Source organism: Lysobacter enzymogenes (genome assembly GCF_017355525.1).
GTDB classification, from domain to species: domain Bacteria; phylum Pseudomonadota; class Gammaproteobacteria; order Xanthomonadales; family Xanthomonadaceae; genus Lysobacter; species Lysobacter enzymogenes_C.
In genome coordinates this window covers 4,146,324-4,164,035 of record NZ_CP067395.1, presented here as the reverse complement: position 1 = coordinate 4,164,035, position 17,712 = coordinate 4,146,324, and the positions used below count along the sequence as shown (strand labels likewise).

The window sequence follows — 17,712 nt, the reverse complement described above, 5'->3', positions numbered from 1 at the left end:
GATGCATGTTCGCGCTGCTGGCCGCACTCGCCTGGACCGCGCCGGCGCAGGCGGCGACCAGTTGCACCGGCAGCATGACCAACCTCGCGTTCGCGCCGACCAACGGCGCGCAGACCGACGCCACTGCGACCCTCACCGTCACCTGCACCACCGGCGCGCTGTCGCTGCTGGCCAAGGCGCGGGTCAACATGTGCGTGAGCATTTTCAGCGGCACCGACGGCGGCGGCACCTTGGCGCCGCGGCGCATGATCAACGGCTTCTCCGACCCCTTGCAGATGCAGCTTTACACCGACAGCGCGCGCACCCAGATCTGGGGCGCGCGCGGCAACGCCACCGTGCCGAATTTCCTGCCGCTGCAGTTCGACTACGACGTGCCGCTGCTCGGCGGCAGCCAGACCCTCACCGCCACCTTGTACGGCCGCATCCCCACGCAGACCGCGCTCAACGCCGGCACCTACACCAACCGCTTCACCGCCGCGGCCGACACCAAGATCGAATTCCAGTTCGCCGAAGCGTTGCTGGGCACCCCGCCGATGCCCGCCTCGTGCATCAGCGGCGGCAGCACCGGCACCGCGAGCACGATCCCCTTCACCGTCTCCGGCTCGGTGCCCAACGCCTGCGCGCTGAGCCCGAAGCCGGTGCCCGACCTCGCCTTCGGCAACGTGCCGGGACGGATCCTCAGCAACGTCGACCGCACCACCGCGATCGGCCTGACCTGCACCGGCCGCACCGCCTGGCAACTCGGCATCGGCAACGGCCTCAACGCCAGCGGCAACATCCGCCGCATGCGCAGCGCCGGCGGCCTGTTCGTCCCGTACGAGCTGTACCGCGACAGCGGCCGCAGCCAGCGCTGGGGCACGACCTTGGGCACCGACACGGTCGCCGGCACCGGCACGGGTACGGCGCAATCGCAGACGGTGTACGGCCGGGTAGCGCCGCAGACGGCAACGCCGGGGAGCTACACCGACACGGTCGTAGTCACCGTCACCTACTGACGCATCCCGCATGGCCTACCTGTAGGAGCGGCGCAAGCCGCGACCGCGCCAATCGCACAACCGCGAAAGCCACCGACAAATGCACTGCGCCGAGTCGCGAGATGCGAATGGCGAGATTTTGTCCAGCGTTCGCGCTAAGCGACGTGTCGCGATCGCGGCTCGCGCCGCTCCTACAGGGAGCTGCCGAACCTGCGCCGCAAAAAAGAAAAAGGAGGCGCGAGGCCTCCTTCAAATCCGGCTTGCGCCGGAGAGTACGAGTTGTGGCATGGCCCCGGCCGGAGCCGGGATGCGGGCAGACTAACGCCGGGACCAAGCTAATGCAATACCTTAAGTATTGCGATTCAACTCATTGATTTAAAAAGGTAGAACGTCGCCAGAACACCTGAGACGCCTTACGGCGCCAGATCCAGCGCCTTGCGCTTGGCCTCGCGCCGCGCGTCGCGCGACTGGCTGTAGTCGTTGTTGAAGGTCATCGCTTCCCACGAGCCGTAACTCGGGTTCGGCAGCATCCACCAGCGTTCGCCGAACCAGTCGTGGTATTGCTCGAGCAGACCGTCGCGGCCTTCCGGCGTGTTCGCCACCACCTGCACGAAGTCGCCGATCTGGTCGCCGAACTGCATCAGCACGCGATACTGCTTGCCGGCCAGCAAGCGCCGGCAATTCTTCTCGCTGCCGTTCTGTTCGCAGCCATCGACCACCGTGCCCAGGCCGAGGAACACCGAGTCGTCGGCGACCGGCAGGCCGGCGCTGCGCAGGTTGGCGAGCGTGGCGTCCTTCAGATGCACCGCGCGGTTCGACAGGTACAGGATGGTCACGCCCTTGGCCTGCGCGGCCTTGGCGAACTCGACCACGCCGGGCACCGGTTTGGCCTTCTTTTCCGCGACCCACGCGTCCCAGCTGACTTCGTCGTATTCCTTGCCGTCGCGCACCAAGCGCGCCTGATACGGCGAGTTGTCGAGCACGGTCTCGTCCACGTCCATCACCACCGCGGGCTTGAGGCCCTTGGCGGCGTTGCCGCGTTCGTCCGGCACCAGCGCGTCCCAGTTCGGCTGCTTCAGCGCGGCGTCGAGCTTGTCGGCGGCGGCGCGATAGATCGTCTCGGCGCTGGCGCGGTATTCGACCGAGCGCTGCATCCACAGCACCGCGTTGAGGTTGTCGTCCGCGCCGGTCGGCTTGGCGTCGGCGGCCGGCGGCGCGGCGGCCGCGGGCTTGGCATCGGCGGCGGGCGCGGCGGCGGCCGGCGCGCCCGGCTGCGGCTTGCACGCGGCCAGCGCCAGCGCGCAGGCCAGGACGGTAAGAGGGACGCGAAGCTGCATGCGCGTGGGTCCTGAGGAAAGGCCGGGAAGTGTAGGCCCCGGCGCAAAAGCGTGTCGAATGCCGCGCCGTTCGTCGGAACGGGTTTGACCAGCCCGCACCGGCCGCGTATATAGCCAATACGTTCTATAACTATTTGGTTATTTATGCAGCCCAGCCAGCACCTGGACGCCACCTTCGCCGCCCTGTCCGACCCGACCCGGCGCGCGATCCTGGCCCGGCTCGCGCTCGGCGAGGCCTCGGTCAACGAGCTGGCCGAGCCGTTCGCGATGAGCCAGCCGGCGATCTCCAAGCACCTCAAGGTGCTCGAAGGCGCCGGCCTGATCGAACGCGGCCGCGACGCCCAGCGCCGCCCGTGCCGGCTGCGCGCGCAGCCGCTGGCCGAGGCCAACGCGTGGCTCGAAACCTATCGGCGCTACTGGGAGAGCAGCTTCGGCCAGCTCGATGCCCTGCTGGCGCAAATGCAGCGCGAGCGCGCCGGCAGCGATGCCGCCGCGCCGCGTCCCGCCATCCGTCCCAACCGCAAAAGGAAAACGCCATGAGCGCCAACAACACCCTGAGCGTCGCCGCCGACGGCGACACCGCCATCGTCGTCACCCGCGAATTCGACGCCCCACGCGAACTGGTGTTCGAAGCCTGGACCCGCCCCGAGCTGCTCAAGCGCTGGCTCGGCGTGTTCGGCGGCTGGTCGCTCGACGAGTGCGAGATCGATCTGCGCGCCGGCGGCGCCTACCGCTATCTGTGGCGCAACGGCGATGCGCAGATGGGCATCCGCGGCGTCTACGCCGAAGTCGTCGCGCCCGAGCGCATCGTCGGCCGCGAGCGTTTCGACGAGGCCTGGTTCGGCGGCGACGCGCTCGGCACCACCACCTTCGTCGAACGCGGCGGACGCACGCTGATGCGCAACCGCATCGAATACGCCAGCCGCGAGATCCGCGACGGCGTGCTGCAATCGCCGATGGAAACCGGCATGGGCCTGAGCTACGACGCGCTGGAAGCCTTGCTGGACGAGCGCAAGGCAGCCTGAGCGCGGCCTGCGTCGCGCCGGCTCAAAGCGCGTCGGCGTCGGCGTCCGAACGCCGCCGGCGCGCGCGCCGCAGCTTGAGCTCGGTGCCGTGCGTCGTGCATTCGGCGATCACCGCGTCGGTCCACGCGCGGGTGACGAGGAAGCTGCTGCCGCTGACTTCGGCCTCGGTTTCGCGCACGTGGCTGTCCAGGTCGATGCGCGCCTTGGTCCGATACCAGCCCAGGCCGAGCGAGTCGTAGCGGTAAGCGGGATCGGCGCAGCCGTTGCGGTTCAGCGACACCAGCACGATCGCGCGCTGCCGCGGCCAGTACACGCGCACGAAGTCGTCGCCGTCGCCGGCCCGACGCACCACGCGGCCGATGTGCAGGAGGTTGACGCCGCGCTCGCCCTGGTCGTCGACGATCTGCTGCAGCAGCGACGACAGGCATGGCCAGTCGGGATGCGCGCGCGGTTCCGACAAAACCGCGTCGGCCGGCGTATAGCCTTCGGCCGCGTCCGCGCGCGCCGGCGCGGCGAGCGCCAGTGCGCAGGCCAGCGCGCAGACGGCCGCGCGTGCGGCCACGGCGCCGAAGCCGATGCTCATCGCGCCTTGCCCGCCTTGCGCGGCGCCTGCGCGATGCATTCGACCTCGACCTTGGCGCCCATCGCCAGACCCGACGCGGCCAACGCGCTGCGCGCCGGGAACGGCGCGCTGAAATGCTTGCGATAGACCTCGTTGAACGCCGGCCAATCGCCGATATCGGCCAGGAACACCGTGCACTTGACCACATCGCGCATCGACGCGCCGTGGCGTTCGAGCACGGCGCGGATGTTGCCCAGCGTCTGCTCGGCCTCCGGCCCGATCCCGCCTTTCGCCAAGGCGTTGTCGGCGCCGGGCACGGTGCCGATCTGGCCGGACAGGAACAACAGGTCGCCGCTGCGCACCGCTTCGGAGAACGGCAACTTCGCCGCGGCCGGATCGGGCGAACCCAGGAACTGCGGCCGCTCGCCCGCGAACGCGGCGGCGGACATCGCGCACAGGCACAGTACGGCGGCGGAACGGAACCAGCGCATGATCCTTGCCCTCATCCGATGAAGTGCCCGGATCATCGTCCGCGGCCGCGCCGCTGGCAAGCGCCCGCGCTCACGCCTCGCGCCGGTACAGCCAGAAATCGCGCGGCGCGCCGCGCACCGAGCGCAGCCCGGTCTCCAGCCGCACGCGACGGAACCCGCACTTGTCGAGCACGCGCTGGCTGGCGGAATTGCTGTCGAGCGCGTACGCGTCGACGCGCGCATAACCGCGCTCGTGCAAGCCCCACTGCGTCACCGCCGCGCAGGCCTCGCTGGCGATGCCGCGGCCCCAGTGCGCCGGATGCAGGTTGTAGGCGATCTCGCCGCCGCGCGGATCGTCGAACACGGTATGGAAACCGACCGTGCCGACCAGTTCGTCCAGATCGTCGACGATCGCGAACAAGACCGGCGCATCGCCGCGGAACGGATGGGACGCGGCGATCTGCGGGTACAGCACCTCGATCCCGTCCAGGCTCCAGCTGGTGTGTTCGACCGCGCCGGGCAAGGACAGATAGGCGAACCACGCCGGCGCGTCGGCCATGACGAGCGGGCGCAGGTGCAGGCCGACGCGGGCCAGGGTCGGCATCATCGCGGCGCAACGCTCGTCGAAGGGAGATGCCGCACGATCATGCGCGAGCCGTTGCATCGGAACCGGATTCGATCATCGCAGTTTTGCCGGCGTGCGGCATGGCCGAGTGTGGTGCCCAAGGCGGGAGTCGAACCCGCACGGCCTCGCGGCCGCCGGCATCTGAGGCCGGCACGGTTGCCAGTTACGTCACTTGGGCGACGTGGGTTTGCATTGGTGCCCGGAGTGGGATTCGAACCCACACAGCCTTGCGGCCACCGGCTTCTGAGACCGGTGCGTCTACCGTTTCGCCATCCGGGCGGATGGTGCTTGCGAAGTGGTGCCCGAAGCGGGACTCGAACCCGCACGGCCTTGCGGCCGCAGCCATCTCAGGGCTGCACGTTTGCCATTACGTCATTCGGGCGTGGGGAATCGATGCGGATGCCGGCGCGCGGCGTCCCGCGCCGCGCCGGCGAAGGCGCAGCGGAGTCGGTGGCGGCATGCGATGCCGAAAGGCGAAAACGACGAAGGCGCCTTTCGGCGCCTTCGAGTCGTACCGCTAGCGGCCCCGGCCGATCCGCGAGGGATCGGGCGATGGGGTCAACGTAGTCGGATTCCGCTCGAACGCACGCCGGCGTCGCGACGATGCAATCGCGCGCTCAGGCGTAGTCGGCGGTGAGAGATGATGTCCATGCGCGCAACATAGCAAAACGAAATTCGCGCAAGCAAGTGCCGCGGCGATTTTTTTATTCGCGCAACGCGCGATACGCGTCAGCCCTTCGGCACCGCGGCGATCTGCAACGACACGCGCTTGCTTCCCTGCGCGACCCACTGCGTCCCGACTTCGACGAATCCATGCCGCGCATGGAATCGGCTCGACGCTTCGTTGAACGGTTCGATGTAGAACTCCGCCGCGACCGTGTCGAAGCCGCGTTGGCGCGCGAACGCGAACAGATCGTCGTAGAGCAGTCCGCCGAGCTTGCGCGCGCGATGGCTCGCCGCCACGGCGATGCGGTCGATGTAGAGAAAGCGCGGGTAACGCTGGCGGTACCACTGGTAGTTCGGACTGTCGTAGTCGGCGCCCTGGTCGAGCGCGATCAGGAACGCGACCACCGCGTCGCCGTCGCAGGCCACGCGGTGGTAAGCGCTCTGGCCGTCGAGCATGGCCAGACGCGCGGCGTCCATCGGGCTCATCAGCGCTTCGGCTTCGAGATTCAGGGCGAGCACGGCCGGATGGTCGGCTATGGTTGCGGGGCGCAGGGTCGGGTTCATGCGCCGAGTATGCCGAGCGGGCGGCCGCCGCGCTCAGGTCGGCGTGCCGACCTCGTCCCAGTCCTGCTCGTCGAAACGCAGCAGCCAGTTGAGCGCGTAGTGGCGCTCGTAGACGACGCTGGGATGCAGGCCGATCGGCGCGGGTTTGTCGTCCAGACGCGCCTGCCGCACCAGCCAGTGGCGGCGATAAGCGCCGTCGAGCGCGTCGAGCAGTTCCGGCAGCGGGCGCAGGCGCGCGGCGGCGATGGCGGCCTCGTCTGAATGGTCGATGGCCACGCGCGCGACCCGGGCCGCGTCGCAGATCGCGGTCGGCGCCGGCAGCGCCTCGCTCAGGCCCAGCGCCCATTGCAGCAGCGCCGCGCTTTCGTAGCGCCAGCCCTGGTTGGCCCAGGTGTCCTCGTCGGGTTTGTCGGCGGCGATGAAGGCGCGTTCGGCCGGGGTCAGCGCGGCCACGCCCGTCGCGAGTTTGGCGCGGATTTCCTCCATCGACAGCGGCTGCGAGCTCAGCGACTCGGCGCGCACCGCGACCGCGCACAGCGCCAGCATGCGGCGCATGGCTTCCTGCGCGTCGCGCAGGCGCACTTCGCCGGCGCCGAGCACCGGCGGCAGGTGCGCCGGCGGCGCGGCGCCGAGCTGGCGCAGTTCGGCTTCGCTGCGGCGCTTGCGCTCGCGCGCGTCGGCCGGGTACGGCAGCGCGGCGTCGGCTTCCACCGGCGGTTCGCCGCGGCTCACCAGCACGTTGCCGGCGGCGTCGCGCACGCTGCCGTCGGGCAGGAAGCACAGCACGTTGGCGCTGTCGCCCCAGGCGGCGAGCGCGTCGTAATCGCGCTCGTGCACTTCGAACGAAAACTGGGTCTGCACTCGCTGCAGATGCCGCAGCACGCCGAAGGTGCGCGCGTCCATGCCGTCGGCGACCGTGCTCATCACGTAGCCGACGAAGCCCTGCAGGTGCGGCACCAATTCGGGATCGCTGCGGTCGCGGCGGGTGGGCGCCTGCGTCAGGAACGGCGGCGGCGGCGGCGAGGCGAGCGTGGAATAGGCGTTGATCAGCAGGGGCATGGGCGGGGGCCCTTCGGGGGATTCGGACGCCAGCCTAGCGGTTTCGCGCGATGCGGTCGCGTGCGCAGCGGCCGCATGGGTGTGACGGGGCGGGCAGAAATCCGTCGAAGTGCGCATTCGTTGCGATGCGCGGACAGGCAGCGATCGGAGCGGAAGGCGTCGCGCCCGACGGCCCTCCCGAACAGCGAAGGGCGTCGGGGCCGACGGCTTTGCCGCAAGAGCGCAAGACAGCGGCGCGGACCGTCTTCCCGCGGGACGGACGACGGTCCCGCGACGGCTCAGCCTTCTTCGAGCAGCGCCTTGATCGCGGCGAAGCCCGCCAGCGAGCGTTCGCGCTTGCGTTCGGCGTCGGCGACCGGATCGGCGCCGTCGCGTTGCAGTTCGCCGGCCGGCAGTTCGTCGATGAAGCGGCTCGGCTTGAGCCGGATGCGCTCGCCCCAGCGCTGGGTTTCGCGCGAGTGCGACAGGTACAGCTGCTCCTTGGCGCGGGTGATGCCCACGTACATCAGCCGCCGTTCTTCGTCCAGGCGGCCTTCGTCGAGGCTGGCGTCGTGCGGCAGGTTGCCGTCCTCGACGCCGACGATGAAGACGAAGCGGAATTCCAGGCCTTTGGCCGCGTGCAGGCTCATCAGCCGCACCTGGTTGCCGGCCTCGCCCTTGTCGGCGTGCGACAGCAGCGCCAGCTGCGCGGCCAGTTCGCCCGGGCCCGAGCCGCGGCCGCCGTCGAACCAGCCCGACAGCTCCTGCAGGTTTTCCTTGCGTCGCTGGTAGCTGGCCTCGTCCTTGCACTGGGCGCGGATCGAGGCGAGCAGGCCGCTGCGCTCGGCCAGCACGCCGACCAGTTCGCCGGGGCTGATGCGCTGGGCCTCCTCGCGCAGGAAGCGCACGATGTTGACGAAGCCGTCGAGCGCGTTGCCGGCGCGCGGGGTCAGTTGCTTGATCGCGTGGATCGACTCGGCCATGCGCGACATCGGCAGCTGCGCGTGGCGCGCCATCTCGGCCAGCTTGGCCAACGAAGTGGCGCCGACCTCGCGCTTGGGCGAGGTCACCGAACGCAGGAACGCCGCGTCGTCGTCGGGATTGGCGACCAGCCGCAGCCACGCCAGCGCGTCCTTGACCTCGCCGCGCTCCAGGAACGCGGTGCCGCCGCTGAGGTGATACGGCACCCGCAGCAGTTGCAACGCCTTTTCCAGCGCGCGGCTCTGATGGTTGCCGCGGAACAGGATACAGAAGTCGCTCCACGGCGCGTTGTGCTTCTGCTGCTGGAAGTGGATTTCGGCGGCGACCTTTTCGGCTTCGTGCGCGCTGTCGCGGCATTCCCACACCCGGATGCGCTCGCCGTCGGCCTGGTCGCTCCACAAGGTCTTGGGATGCTCGTGCGGGTTGTTGGCGATCAGCGCGTTGGCCGCGCGCAGGACCCGGTTGCTGCAACGGTAGTTCTGTTCGAGCTTGACGATCTGCAGGCTCGGATAATCCTTGCCGAGCTCGAGCAGATTGTCCGGATTGGCGCCGCGCCAGGCGTAGATCGACTGGTCGTCGTCGCCCACGCAGGTGAACAGCCCGCGCGGCCCGGCCAACCCCTTGAGCAGACGGTACTGGGCGTCGTTGGTGTCCTGGCACTCGTCGACCAGCAGGTAGCCGATGCGCTCGCGCCAGGCCAGTTGGACGTCGCTGTCGGCTTCCAGCAACTGCACCGGCAGGCGGATCAAATCGTCGAAATCGACCGCGTTGAACGTGGTCAGGCGCTTTTGGTACAGCTCGTAGATCGTCGCCGCCTCGATCTCGCGCGGGCTGCGCGATTCGGCCATCGCCTGCTCCGGCGACAGGCCCGCGTTCTTGGCCCGCGAGATCAGGTTGCGCATGTCGTCGAGCACGTCGGGCTTGGTCCCGGCCGGCAGCAGGTCCTTGATCTGGGCGTTGCTGTCGTCGCTGTCGAACACGCTGAAGCCTCGGCGCAGGCCGAGCTTGGCGTGCTCGATCTGCAGGAACTTCAGGCCCAGCGCGTGGAAGGTGCAGATGGTCAGGCCGTCGGCGGCGTCGCCGCGGATGCGCTTGGCCACGCGTTCGCGCATTTCCTTGGCCGACTTGTTGGTGAAGGTGATCGCGGCGATGCGCTTGGCCGGCATGCGGCCCGACGCGATCAGGTGGGCGATCTTCTCCACGATCACGCGGGTCTTGCCGCTGCCGGCGCCGGCGAGCACGAGCAAGGGACCGTCGGTGTTGAGGACGGCGGCGCGTTGGGGGGGATTGAGACCGTGCATGGGACGCCAGATCGCCGGCGGGGGCCGGACCGACCCGATAGTCTAACCGCCGTGCCGGCGGCGGCGCGGCTGGAGTAGGCTGGACGCCTGCGGACCCGCCGCCGGGCCGCCGGAGCCGGCCATGCCCCGAGGTTTCGCGCTGTTTTTCGTGTTCGCCGCGCTGGCGCCGGCCGCCGCGTCGGCGGCGCCGCCCGTCGCAGCGCCGCCTGCGCCGACGCCGCAACAACAGGCCGTGGCCGAGACCGACCGGACCACGCTGCGCGAGTTCGAAACCCGCCGCCGCATCGCCGCGACCCATCCCAACGAGCTGTACCGCCTGTACGGCGCCGAAGCCGCCGGCAAGGGCGACTGGCGCAGCGCCGCCGAGCAGTTCCGCCGCGCCGCGCGCTACGCCGACAAGTATTCGCAGCACCGCCTGAGCCTGATCCTGTGGCACGGCCTGGGCCAGCCCGCCGACCGCGCCCTGGCCTACGCCTGGGCCGACCTCGCCGCCGAGCGCCGCTACCCGCAGTTCCTGCTGCTGCGCGAGAAGATGTGGTTGGAACTCAGCGAGGCCGAACGCGAGCGCGCGCTGCGCGAGGGCCGCGCCCTGTACGCGGAGTTCGGCGACGAGGCGGCCAAGCCGCGCTTCGAGCGCGCGCTGGCGCGGGCGCGCAGCCAGGCCACCGGCAGCCGCACCGGCGCCGCCACCGACCGCGTGCAAGTGGCCGCGTCGATGGGCGGCGCCTCGCTGTTCGACGGCGGCGATTCGCTCGACCTGCGCCCGATGTACGCCGACTGGCGGCTCGACGCGCACCGCTACTGGGCGGTCGAGGACGCGGTCTGGCAGAGCGGCGGCAACGTCGAGGTCGGCGTTCCGCAAAGCCTGAACGGCACGCCGTAAGCGGTACCCCGTGAGCATCGCGCCGGCGCGCGCGCGACGCGCGCGCCGGCCGGCGTCAAGTCTGTAGCGGCGGCGCCGCTCGCCCTACACTGGCGGCATGGCCAAGCTCTATTTCTATTATTCGGCGATGAACGCCGGCAAGACCACGACCCTGCTGCAGTCGGCGCACAACTACCGCGAACGCGGCATGCGCACCGCGATCCTGACCCCGCGCCTGGACCACCGCGCCGGCACCGGCGTGGTCGCCTCGCGCATCGGCCTGCGCGCCGAAGGCCAGGCCTTCGACCGCGACCAGGACCTGGAAGCGCTGATCCGCGCCGACATCGCCGCGCACGGCGCGCTGCATTGCGTGCTGGTCGACGAGGCCCAGTTCCTCAGCCGCTCGCAGGTCTGGCAGCTCAGCGAAGTGGTCGACGACCTGCGCATCCCGGTGCTGTGCTACGGCCTGCGCACCGATTTCCGCGGCGAACTGTTCGAAGGCAGCCAGTACCTGCTGGCCTGGGCCGACGAGCTCAGCGAGATCAAGACCATCTGCCACAGCGGCAAGAAGGCGACCATGACCCTGCGCGTGGACGAAGCCGGGCGCGCGGTGCACGACGGGCCGCAGGTCGAGATCGGCGGCAACGAACGCTACATCTCGGTGTCGCGCAAGGAATACAAGAAGGTGATGCGCGGGGAAGGCACGATCGAGCCGTTGCAGCCGCCGTTGCCGTTGTCGAACTGAGCCTCGCTGCTTCCTGTAAGAGCGGCGCGAGCCGCGACCGCGACAACGCAACTACGCCGCAAGTTTCGCCGCAGTTGCGTTGTCGCGGTCGCGGCTCGCGCCGCTCCTACAGGGGGTCACCACTCCTGCCGCAGCGAAGCGCGGAAGAACTCGTCCAGCTCATCGCCGCGCCCCTGGCCCGGCCTCAGCTGCGGCGGCTGCGCCTGCATCCGCTCCAGCTCGGCGGCGAGGAAATCGCTCAGCGCCGGCACCCGCGGCCCGGCTTCGACTTCGGCGCTGCGGCGCTTGCGCACCAGCAGCTCGTCGATCGCCGCGCGCACCGGGCCGTCCGGCAGCAGCCGCTCCAGCAGCAGTTCGAACGCCATCGGCGGCGCGCTGTCCTCGCGTTCGATCCACTGGCAGGCCAGCACCGGCCGCAGCACGTACAGGTATTTCTTGGTGCGGATGCTGTCGCCGCCCAGGTGCGAGCGGAAGGTGCCGCGCGCCAGGCTCAGGTAGTGGTGCCAGGCCGCGATCGGCGAATAGAAGCGCTCGGCCAGCCGGTGCAGCTCGGCGGCCATCGCCTCGTCCTGGCGGTACACGATCGGCGAGCGCAGCCACTCCAGCAGGGTCGGGTTGGACTTGGACACCAGCCGCAGCGCCTTGCGCAGGTCCCAGCCGGCCACGTCCAGGTCCGACTCGATCGGCAGCTCGATCACGTCGCGCTGCGGCTCGCCCGGGCCGGTGCGCTCGTTGACGCTGAGGTACCACGGCTGCCGGTGCACGTAGACGAAGCGCGCGTCGTAGTCGCTGTCGGGCGAGGAAAAGCCCCAACCGCGGCTGCCGGATTCGCAGGCGTAGACCACGCGCACGTCGTGCTCGCGCTCGATCGCGGCCAGCGCGTCGAGCACGGCGCGGCGCTTGTCGTCGGCGATGGGGTGGATTTCGTGCAGGCGGGACGGCTCGGTCATGGCGGCGAAGGCGGCGGTGCGTGGCCGGCCAGTGTAGCCGCCGTCGCGCCGGCTTCATCGAGGCCTCACCGAAGCGCGCCACTGTCGTATCGTTGCCCGACCGACCCGCGCGCGCCGCCGCCCATGCCGACGATCCAGACCGAACGCCTGACCCTGCGCGAGCTCGCCGCCGGCGACGCCGGCTTCATTCTCGAACTGCTCAACGAACCCGGCTTCCTCGGCGGCATCGGCGACCGCGGCGTGCGCGACCTCGACGGCGCGCTGCGCTACATCCAGGACGGCCCCGCCGCAAGCTACGCGCGCCACGGCTACGGCCTGTGGCGGGTCGAGCTGCGCGACAGCGGCGAGCCGATCGGCATCAGCGGCCTGCTGTGCCGCGACACCCTGCCCGCGCCGGACCTGGGCTACGCCTTCCTGCAACGCCACTGGCAGCGCGGTTATGCGGTCGAGGCCGGCGAGGCGGTGCTGCGCTACGCACGCGAGGCGCTGGCGTTGGCGCGGGTGCTGGCGATCGTCAGCCCGGGCAATGCGGCGTCGATCAAGGTGCTGGAACGGCTCGGCATGCGCGAGGAGGGCACGATCCGGCACGGCACCGAGAACCGCGACGTGCGGCTGTTCGCCACGGTCGCGGCCAAGCGCGCCGAAGCGGCCGGCGCGCCGGCATGAGCGGCGCCCGATGAGCTGCCTCGAATGAGCCACTCCCGATGAGCCGCGCGGCCGCGCTGCGCGCCGTTTTCGCCTGCGCGCTGGCCGCCACGCTGACGCTGGGCGCGGCCTGCGCGCGCGCCGCGCCGCCGCCGGTGCGCGACGGCGACCTGATCTTCCACGCCTCGCGTTCGGCGCAGAGCCTGGCGGTCCAGAGCGCGACCGGTTCGCGTTACAGCCACATGGGCGTGGTGCTGCATCGCGACGGCAAGCCGTATGTGTTCGAAGCGGTCGAACCGGCGCGCTACACCCCGCTGGACGCATGGATCGCGCGCGGCCAGGGCCGGCATTACGTGCTCAAGCGCTTGCGCCAGCCGCCGGATGCGGCGCAGGCCCAGCGCTTGCTGGCGCAGGCCGAGCGGATGCGCGGCAAGCATTACGACCTCGCTTTCGGCTGGTCCGACGACCGGCTGTATTGCAGCGAGCTGGCCTACAAATTGTTCGACCGCGCGATGGGCGTTCGCATCGGCAAGCTGCAGCGCCTGGGCGAGTTCAGGCTCGACGACCCGGCAGTGAAGGCCAAGCTGCGCGAACGCTACGGCGCGCGCGTGCCGCTCGGCGAAACGGTGGTGTCGCCGGCGGCGATGTTCGATTCGCCGCTGCTGGAAACCGTCGCCTCGGGCTGAGGCCGCGCGTCCGGCGCGGAGCCGGCCTCGGCCTGCACCCGCGCCCCGCGCAGCCGCGCGGCGCCGTCGACCAGTTCGGTCCACACCACATAAGCGACGCCGTCGCCGAGCGCGAGCTGGGCGAAGCCGGTGCCGCGGCCGCGCCCCGGCACCCGCGCCACTTCGATGCGTTGCAGTTCGCGCGACAGATCCGGCGCCAGCCGCGCCAGCCACAGGGTCTGTCCCTGCTTGTCCTCGCGCAGCCACAGCACCCAGGCCGCGTCCGCGCCGAGCGCGGCCTCGACCCGGCCCTGCACCGGCTCGCCGCGGTCGAGCAGCAAGGGCGCGCCGAAACTCGTGCCGGCGTCGTCGCTGCGCGCCGCCTGCACCTTGGACTCGCCGCCCGCGGCGGTGTACCACGCCACCAGCGCCGCCTCGCCGCGCGCGGCCACCGACGGGCCGTTGACCGGGCAGGCCGGCATGGTCCAGCGGTCGGCGTTGACGTGGCGCGGCTCGCTCCAGGCCTCGCCGTCGCGGCGGGTCGCGGCGATGTCGCGGATCTCCTGCGCATCGCGGTCGCGATAGACCAGCAACGGGCCGCGCGCGGTCGGCGCCGCGTCGGTCTGGCAGCAGTCGCAGGTCATCGCATCGATTTCGTGGTCGAGCGAGCGCGCCAGCTTCGCGTCGAAGCGCGCCGCGCGCAGGCTCATCGCGCCGCGGTGGCCGGCGTGGCCGCCCTCGCCCGCGGCCGCGCCGGTGTGGCGGCCGTCGAGCCAGGCCACGCCGAGGCCGTCGGCGCCGTCGGGCCACAGCGAGACGAAGCCGTGCTCGGTCGCGGTGCCGTCGTCGTTGACCTTCAGCGGCTTCGACCAGGTGGCGCCGCCGTCGCCGGAGCGGGTCAGCACCACGTCGTAGGCATAGGTCGCCGGCGCCGACTTCTGCAGCCAGTGCGCCCACAGCGCGCCGTCGGCGCTCGCGGCGATATGCGGCGTGTCGGCCCAGTTGACGAACCAGTCGCGGCCCGCGGCGATGCGGCGCGGCGCGTCCCAGCGACCGTCGCGGCCGGCGCGCGCGAACTTCAACGCATGCCCGCCGTGTTCGCCGGGTTCGATCCACGACAGCAACCAGCCGCCGTCCGGCGCGGCGATCAGGTCCGGCTGCGCGGCGGCGGCGGCGACCGGCAGTGGCCAGTCGGAGACGCGCCACTGCGGCGTTGCCGCGGCCGGCGTCGCTTCGGGTTTCGCGGCGGGAGCGGGCGGCGTCGCCTGTTGGCAGCCGGCCACGGCCAGCGCCAGTACGCACAACAGCGAAGACGGCAGCGTTGCGCGCATGGCGGAATCCGGATCGGAGCGGAAACGCATTGTGCGGGCGCCGCGGCGGCCGCCGTCAAGCGCCGCGCGGCCGCAGCGCTCAGCCGCGGCGCCAGACCAGGCAGCGGTTGTTGGCCGGCATCGCGATGTCCGCGCGCAGACGCAGCCCGATCGCCGCGGCCAGCGCATCGACCGCCTCGAAATCGCGGATCGCCGAGGCCGGATCGCGCGCCTTGAGCCAGCCGTCGAAATCGCGATTGCTGTCGCTGGTATAGGCGCCGGCGTAGTTGAACGGCCCGTACACGACGACGCAGGCGTCGTCGGCGAGCACCGTCGCCAGGCCGGCGAAGAACGCCTCGACCTGCGGCCAGCCCATGATGTGCAGGGTGTTTGCACTGAAGACCGCGTCGAAGCCGCGCGCTACGCCATCGCCGCCGCGCGGCAACGGCGGCGGCGGCGCGAAACCGGGCGCGGGCTCAACGATGGCCTGGAGTTCCAACGGCGGCGGTGTATTGGCCAAAGCCGCTTCGGCCAGCCACAAGCGGATCCCCGGCAAATAGGCGGCGCCGTCGGAGCATTGCCAGCGCAACCACGGCATCGCCGCGGCGAAATGCACCGCGTGCTGGCCGGTGCCGCTGCCGATTTCCAGCACCTCGCGGCGGTCGGCGAAATGTTCGCGCAGCACGGCGAGGATCGGGTCGCGGTTGCGTTCGCACGAGGGCGAGTACGGACGTTCGGTCATCGGGCGGGACTCCGCAGCGGCTTCGGGCGCGCTACTTGCGCAACCGGTCCAAAGGCACCCAATCGCCCTTGGAGGCTTCGTAATACCAGAAGTACCAACCGTTGACGGCGCCCGGACAGATCTGCCCTGCCGCAGCCGACGGCGAACGGTACTTTTGTCCCTTGTAATGAATGTAGCCGTCGCTGCGCAGCGACGCGCGATGGACTTCGCCGCCGTACTCGCGCAGCAACGGCAATGCGCGTTTGACCACGCCGGCCAAGGCGACCGCGCCGCGGCCGGTCGCGGCTTTTTTGCGCACCGTCGGAGCCGGGCGATGCGCGCCGACGAGACGGGCGCGCCGGGCCGAGTCGGTCTCCTTCATCGCCTTGAGCAGCAGGTTCTTCTTGTCGACCGCGCCGACCAGCTTGCCGCTGACCTGGTTGCCCTTCGGGAACAAGACCCGCAGCAGCAGCGACTCCAGCGACTTGATGTGTTCGCTGGCGCTGATCAGGTAGACGCTGAACGAGTCCCACTTGCCCGCATGCTGGTCTTTGAGGTGATCGCCGACGCGTTTTTCGAGATTGCGCGCGAGCCCGACGTAGTACAGCCGTTCGCCTTTGTAGAGCGCGTAGATGCCGGCCTTGCCGCGGATCAGGTCGGACAGTTCGGTGCGGTACGCGGGCTCGAACATTTCGCCCGACAGGCGCTCGAGATACTCGCTCACCAGCGCGGGCGAAGACTTCCTTGCCATAGATCCCCCAAATCCCGACGGCCGAAGCAGCGAACGGCCGAATTTGAGGGGGAAAGGCCCGGGCCTGTCAACCCGGAACGGCGCGAATCCGGGCCTCAATCGCGGTCTTCAGCCCAACGCCGCGAACGCCAACCCCGACACCACCCCCAGCGACGCATCGCCGGCCACCAGCTGCGCCTCCGGGAAACACCGCTGCGCCGCCTCGCGCACGTACGGCGCGCGCGACATGCCGCCGGTCAGGAACACCACCTGCGGCGGCTCGCCGATCTGCGCGGCGACGTCGTTCAACAGTTCGGTCAAGAAACCGAGGAAACCCTCGGCGGCCATGCCGAGGTCGGGCGCGAGCACTTCCTGGGCCAGCCCGGCCTCGATGTAGTCGAGCTCGGCGCGGTTGCGTTCGCGCGAGCTCAGTTCGATCTTGGCCGCTTCCACCGCGCGGCTCAGGCGGGTGGTGTTGCCGGTGTCCTGCAGCGCGATCAGGCGCGAACCGAACGGTTCGTCGACTTCGCGGTAGGCGTCGCGGCGCTGGAAATCGCGCTGGCGGATTACGTCGTGCACGGTCGCGGCTTCGACGAAATGGTGCGCCGGCACGCGCGTGGCGCCCTTGCCGAACAGCGGCATGAAGCGCGACAGGCTCAGCGCCAGATCGACATCGACGCCGCCGCGGGCGATGCCCCACGAACCCAGCACCTGCGGCGGCTGCGCGCCGCCGACTTCGGCCAGGGTGATGTCGCTGGTGCCGCCGCCGATGTCGACCACCAGCGCGCGGTGGCGTTGCGGGCTCTGGGCGTGGTGGCCGAGCGCCGCAGCGACCGGTTCTTCGAGGAAATCGACTTCGTCGAAGCCCGCGCCGAGCGCGGCTTCGCGCAGGATCTCCAGGGCCTGGTCGCCGCCGGCCGCGCCCATCGAGCTGCGGAACTGCACCGGCCGGCCGAGCACCGCCGCGCGCACGTTGGCGCCGAACTGCTGGCTGGCGCTCAGGCGGATGTGTTCGAGGATGTAGCCGGCGATGCCGACGATGGTCTGACGCACGTGCGGCGCCAGTTGGTAGCCGAGCATCGACTTGGGCGACTGCACCAGATTGCCGAAGCCCTCGGCCAGATAGGCCTCGACCGCTTCCTCGCCGTACACCGCGTTCTGCAGCGACGCGGCCGAGGCGCGCGCCTCGCGCACCTGCCGCTCCAGCCACTGCCGGCGCACCGCGCGCACCGCATCGCGGCGCAGTTCGAGGTCGCTGCGCCGGGCCTGGCCGGGGTTGCGGCTCTGCTCGGCGCGCGCGCTGCGCACGATCGAGTCGACCTCGGCCTCCATCGCGTCGTCGAGTTCGAACTTGTCCGGGTCGGGCACGGCCTCGGGGAAATACACCGTGGTGCGGAACTGGCGTTCCTCGCCGAAACGCACGGTGCGGACCTGACCGTCGATGACGGCGGCGGCGGCGGAATAGCTGGTGCCGAAATCGATGCCGATCTTCATGGGGAGGGCTGGAATTCGCGGCGCGCAAGGATACAGGCTGCGGCGGG

At 70.5% G+C, this 17,712-nt stretch carries 19 protein-coding genes and 3 tRNA genes; 7 read left to right on the top strand and 15 right to left on the bottom strand.

Going from position 1 to position 17,712, the window contains the following annotated elements:
• Positions 1–5: 5 nt before the first annotated feature.
• A complete protein-coding gene (locus tag JHW38_RS17610; RefSeq protein ID WP_242690975.1) occupies positions 6–995 on the top strand; it encodes a Csu type fimbrial protein in 990 nt (329 codons plus the stop codon).
• A gap of 392 nt (positions 996–1,387) precedes the next feature.
• On the opposite strand, the gene JHW38_RS17605 is transcribed toward JHW38_RS17610, so the two are convergent.
• A complete protein-coding gene (locus JHW38_RS17605; RefSeq protein ID WP_207522619.1) occupies positions 1,388–2,311 on the bottom strand; it encodes a 5'-nucleotidase, lipoprotein e(P4) family in 924 nt (307 codons plus the stop codon).
• Between the two features lie 144 nt (positions 2,312–2,455).
• Here JHW38_RS17605 and JHW38_RS17600 point away from each other — a divergent pair, with 144 nt between their 5' ends.
• Together JHW38_RS17600 and JHW38_RS17595 are read left to right on the top strand one after the other, a co-directional pair.
• On the top strand, positions 2,456–2,851 hold the full coding sequence (locus tag JHW38_RS17600; protein ID WP_207522618.1) for an ArsR/SmtB family transcription factor: 396 nt from the start codon (positions 2,456–2,458) through the stop codon (positions 2,849–2,851).
• On the top strand, positions 2,848–3,336 hold the full coding sequence (locus tag JHW38_RS17595; RefSeq protein WP_207522617.1) for an SRPBCC family protein: 489 nt from the start codon (positions 2,848–2,850) through the stop codon (positions 3,334–3,336). The genes JHW38_RS17600 and JHW38_RS17595 overlap by 4 nt, the downstream gene beginning before the upstream one ends.
• 22 nt (positions 3,337–3,358) lie before the next feature.
• On the opposite strand, the gene JHW38_RS17590 is transcribed toward JHW38_RS17595, so the two are convergent.
• The 9 genes from JHW38_RS17590 to JHW38_RS17550 all read right to left on the bottom strand — a co-directional run bounded on the left by JHW38_RS17590 (position 3,359) and on the right by JHW38_RS17550 (position 9,543).
• Complete coding sequence (locus JHW38_RS17590) at positions 3,359–3,919, bottom strand: hypothetical protein (protein WP_207522616.1); 561 nt, start codon at positions 3,917–3,919, stop codon at positions 3,359–3,361.
• Positions 3,916–4,389 carry a RidA family protein gene (locus JHW38_RS17585; RefSeq protein ID WP_207522615.1) on the bottom strand — a complete coding sequence of 158 codons (474 nt, stop codon included), beginning with the start codon at positions 4,387–4,389 and terminating at the stop codon, positions 3,916–3,918. Before JHW38_RS17585 ends, JHW38_RS17590 begins: the two co-directional genes overlap by 4 nt.
• A gap of 70 nt (positions 4,390–4,459) precedes the next feature.
• Positions 4,460–4,975, bottom strand: coding sequence for a GNAT family N-acetyltransferase (locus JHW38_RS17580; protein WP_207522614.1), 516 nt, complete (start codon positions 4,973–4,975; stop codon positions 4,460–4,462).
• A 109-nt stretch (positions 4,976–5,084) separates the two neighbouring features.
• Positions 5,085–5,171, bottom strand: a tRNA-Leu gene (locus JHW38_RS17575).
• A gap of 15 nt (positions 5,172–5,186) precedes the next feature.
• Positions 5,187–5,272, bottom strand: a tRNA-Leu gene (locus JHW38_RS17570).
• Between the two features lie 17 nt (positions 5,273–5,289).
• Positions 5,290–5,375 (bottom strand) — tRNA-Leu (locus tag JHW38_RS17565).
• Positions 5,376–5,722: 347 nt separating this feature from the next.
• Entirely contained in the window at positions 5,723–6,223 is a 501-nt protein-coding gene (locus JHW38_RS17560; protein WP_207522613.1) for a GNAT family N-acetyltransferase, read from the bottom strand.
• Positions 6,224–6,256: 33 nt separating this feature from the next.
• Positions 6,257–7,282: a DUF4272 domain-containing protein gene (locus tag JHW38_RS17555; protein ID WP_207522612.1), complete on the bottom strand. Its 1,026-nt coding sequence runs from the start codon at positions 7,280–7,282 to the stop codon at positions 6,257–6,259.
• Positions 7,283–7,560: 278 nt separating this feature from the next.
• Positions 7,561–9,543 (bottom strand): UvrD-helicase domain-containing protein, encoded by a 1,983-nt coding sequence (locus JHW38_RS17550; protein ID WP_207522611.1) that lies wholly within the window; start codon positions 9,541–9,543, stop codon positions 7,561–7,563.
• Between the two features lie 121 nt (positions 9,544–9,664).
• Between JHW38_RS17550 and JHW38_RS17545 the strand changes: the two genes are divergently transcribed.
• Both JHW38_RS17545 and JHW38_RS17540 read left to right on the top strand, forming a co-directional pair.
• Positions 9,665–10,426 (top strand): sel1 repeat family protein, encoded by a 762-nt coding sequence (locus JHW38_RS17545; protein WP_207522610.1) that lies wholly within the window; start codon positions 9,665–9,667, stop codon positions 10,424–10,426.
• Positions 10,427–10,523: 97 nt separating this feature from the next.
• The gene (locus tag JHW38_RS17540) at positions 10,524–11,150 is read left to right on the top strand and encodes a thymidine kinase (RefSeq protein ID WP_207522609.1); all 627 of its coding nucleotides are present in this window, start codon (positions 10,524–10,526) and stop codon (positions 11,148–11,150) included.
• 116 nt (positions 11,151–11,266) lie between these two features.
• Here JHW38_RS17540 and JHW38_RS17535 read toward each other — a convergent pair whose 3' ends face one another.
• Entirely contained in the window at positions 11,267–12,082 is an 816-nt protein-coding gene (locus JHW38_RS17535; protein WP_207526413.1) for a nucleotidyltransferase domain-containing protein, read from the bottom strand.
• Between the two features lie 141 nt (positions 12,083–12,223).
• Between JHW38_RS17535 and JHW38_RS17530 the strand changes: the two genes are divergently transcribed.
• Positions 12,224–12,766 carry a GNAT family N-acetyltransferase gene (locus JHW38_RS17530; RefSeq protein WP_207522608.1) on the top strand — a complete coding sequence of 181 codons (543 nt, stop codon included), beginning with the start codon at positions 12,224–12,226 and terminating at the stop codon, positions 12,764–12,766.
• 38 nt (positions 12,767–12,804) lie between these two features.
• Complete coding sequence (locus JHW38_RS17525; RefSeq protein WP_207522607.1) at positions 12,805–13,431, top strand: YiiX family permuted papain-like enzyme; 627 nt, start codon at positions 12,805–12,807, stop codon at positions 13,429–13,431.
• Here JHW38_RS17525 and JHW38_RS17520 read toward each other — a convergent pair.
• The 4 genes from JHW38_RS17520 to JHW38_RS17505 form a co-directional block, all read right to left on the bottom strand.
• The gene (locus JHW38_RS17520) at positions 13,341–14,741 is read right to left on the bottom strand and encodes a sialidase family protein (protein WP_207522606.1); all 1,401 of its coding nucleotides are present in this window, start codon (positions 14,739–14,741) and stop codon (positions 13,341–13,343) included. The genes JHW38_RS17525 and JHW38_RS17520 overlap by 91 nt on opposite strands.
• A gap of 79 nt (positions 14,742–14,820) precedes the next feature.
• Positions 14,821–15,462, bottom strand: a complete 642-nt coding sequence (locus JHW38_RS17515) for a DUF938 domain-containing protein (RefSeq protein WP_207522605.1) — start codon at positions 15,460–15,462, stop codon at positions 14,821–14,823.
• 31 nt (positions 15,463–15,493) lie between these two features.
• Complete coding sequence (locus JHW38_RS17510; protein WP_207522604.1) at positions 15,494–16,192, bottom strand: DUF2924 domain-containing protein; 699 nt, start codon at positions 16,190–16,192, stop codon at positions 15,494–15,496.
• A gap of 108 nt (positions 16,193–16,300) precedes the next feature.
• The gene (locus JHW38_RS17505) at positions 16,301–17,665 is read right to left on the bottom strand and encodes an Hsp70 family protein (protein WP_207522603.1); all 1,365 of its coding nucleotides are present in this window, start codon (positions 17,663–17,665) and stop codon (positions 16,301–16,303) included.
• Between the last annotated feature and the right edge of the window lie 47 nt (positions 17,666–17,712).

Excerpts from the sequence above, each read along its gene's own strand:
- JHW38_RS17610 (WP_242690975.1), top strand. The coding sequence starts at position 6 with ATGTTCGCGCTGCTGGCCGCACTCGCCTGGACCGCGCCGGCGCAGGCG.
- JHW38_RS17605 (WP_207522619.1), bottom strand. The coding sequence starts at position 2,311 with ATGCAGCTTCGCGTCCCTCTTACCGTCCTGGCCTGCGCGCTGGCGCTG.
- JHW38_RS17600 (WP_207522618.1), top strand. The coding sequence starts at position 2,456 with ATGCAGCCCAGCCAGCACCTGGACGCCACCTTCGCCGCCCTGTCCGAC.
- JHW38_RS17595 (WP_207522617.1), top strand. The coding sequence starts at position 2,848 with ATGAGCGCCAACAACACCCTGAGCGTCGCCGCCGACGGCGACACCGCC.
- JHW38_RS17590 (WP_207522616.1), bottom strand. The coding sequence starts at position 3,919 with ATGAGCATCGGCTTCGGCGCCGTGGCCGCACGCGCGGCCGTCTGCGCG.
- JHW38_RS17585 (WP_207522615.1), bottom strand. The coding sequence starts at position 4,389 with ATGCGCTGGTTCCGTTCCGCCGCCGTACTGTGCCTGTGCGCGATGTCC.
- JHW38_RS17580 (WP_207522614.1), bottom strand. The coding sequence starts at position 4,975 with ATGATGCCGACCCTGGCCCGCGTCGGCCTGCACCTGCGCCCGCTCGTC.
- JHW38_RS17560 (WP_207522613.1), bottom strand. The coding sequence starts at position 6,223 with ATGAACCCGACCCTGCGCCCCGCAACCATAGCCGACCATCCGGCCGTG.
- JHW38_RS17555 (WP_207522612.1), bottom strand. The coding sequence starts at position 7,282 with ATGCCCCTGCTGATCAACGCCTATTCCACGCTCGCCTCGCCGCCGCCG.
- JHW38_RS17550 (WP_207522611.1), bottom strand. The coding sequence starts at position 9,543 with ATGCACGGTCTCAATCCCCCCCAACGCGCCGCCGTCCTCAACACCGAC.
- JHW38_RS17545 (WP_207522610.1), top strand. The coding sequence starts at position 9,665 with ATGCCCCGAGGTTTCGCGCTGTTTTTCGTGTTCGCCGCGCTGGCGCCG.
- JHW38_RS17540 (WP_207522609.1), top strand. The coding sequence starts at position 10,524 with ATGGCCAAGCTCTATTTCTATTATTCGGCGATGAACGCCGGCAAGACC.
- JHW38_RS17530 (WP_207522608.1), top strand. The coding sequence starts at position 12,224 with ATGCCGACGATCCAGACCGAACGCCTGACCCTGCGCGAGCTCGCCGCC.
- JHW38_RS17525 (WP_207522607.1), top strand. The coding sequence starts at position 12,805 with ATGAGCCGCGCGGCCGCGCTGCGCGCCGTTTTCGCCTGCGCGCTGGCC.
- JHW38_RS17520 (WP_207522606.1), bottom strand. The coding sequence starts at position 14,741 with ATGCGCGCAACGCTGCCGTCTTCGCTGTTGTGCGTACTGGCGCTGGCC.
- JHW38_RS17515 (WP_207522605.1), bottom strand. The coding sequence starts at position 15,462 with ATGACCGAACGTCCGTACTCGCCCTCGTGCGAACGCAACCGCGACCCG.
- JHW38_RS17510 (WP_207522604.1), bottom strand. The coding sequence starts at position 16,192 with ATGGCAAGGAAGTCTTCGCCCGCGCTGGTGAGCGAGTATCTCGAGCGC.
- JHW38_RS17505 (WP_207522603.1), bottom strand. The coding sequence starts at position 17,665 with ATGAAGATCGGCATCGATTTCGGCACCAGCTATTCCGCCGCCGCCGCC.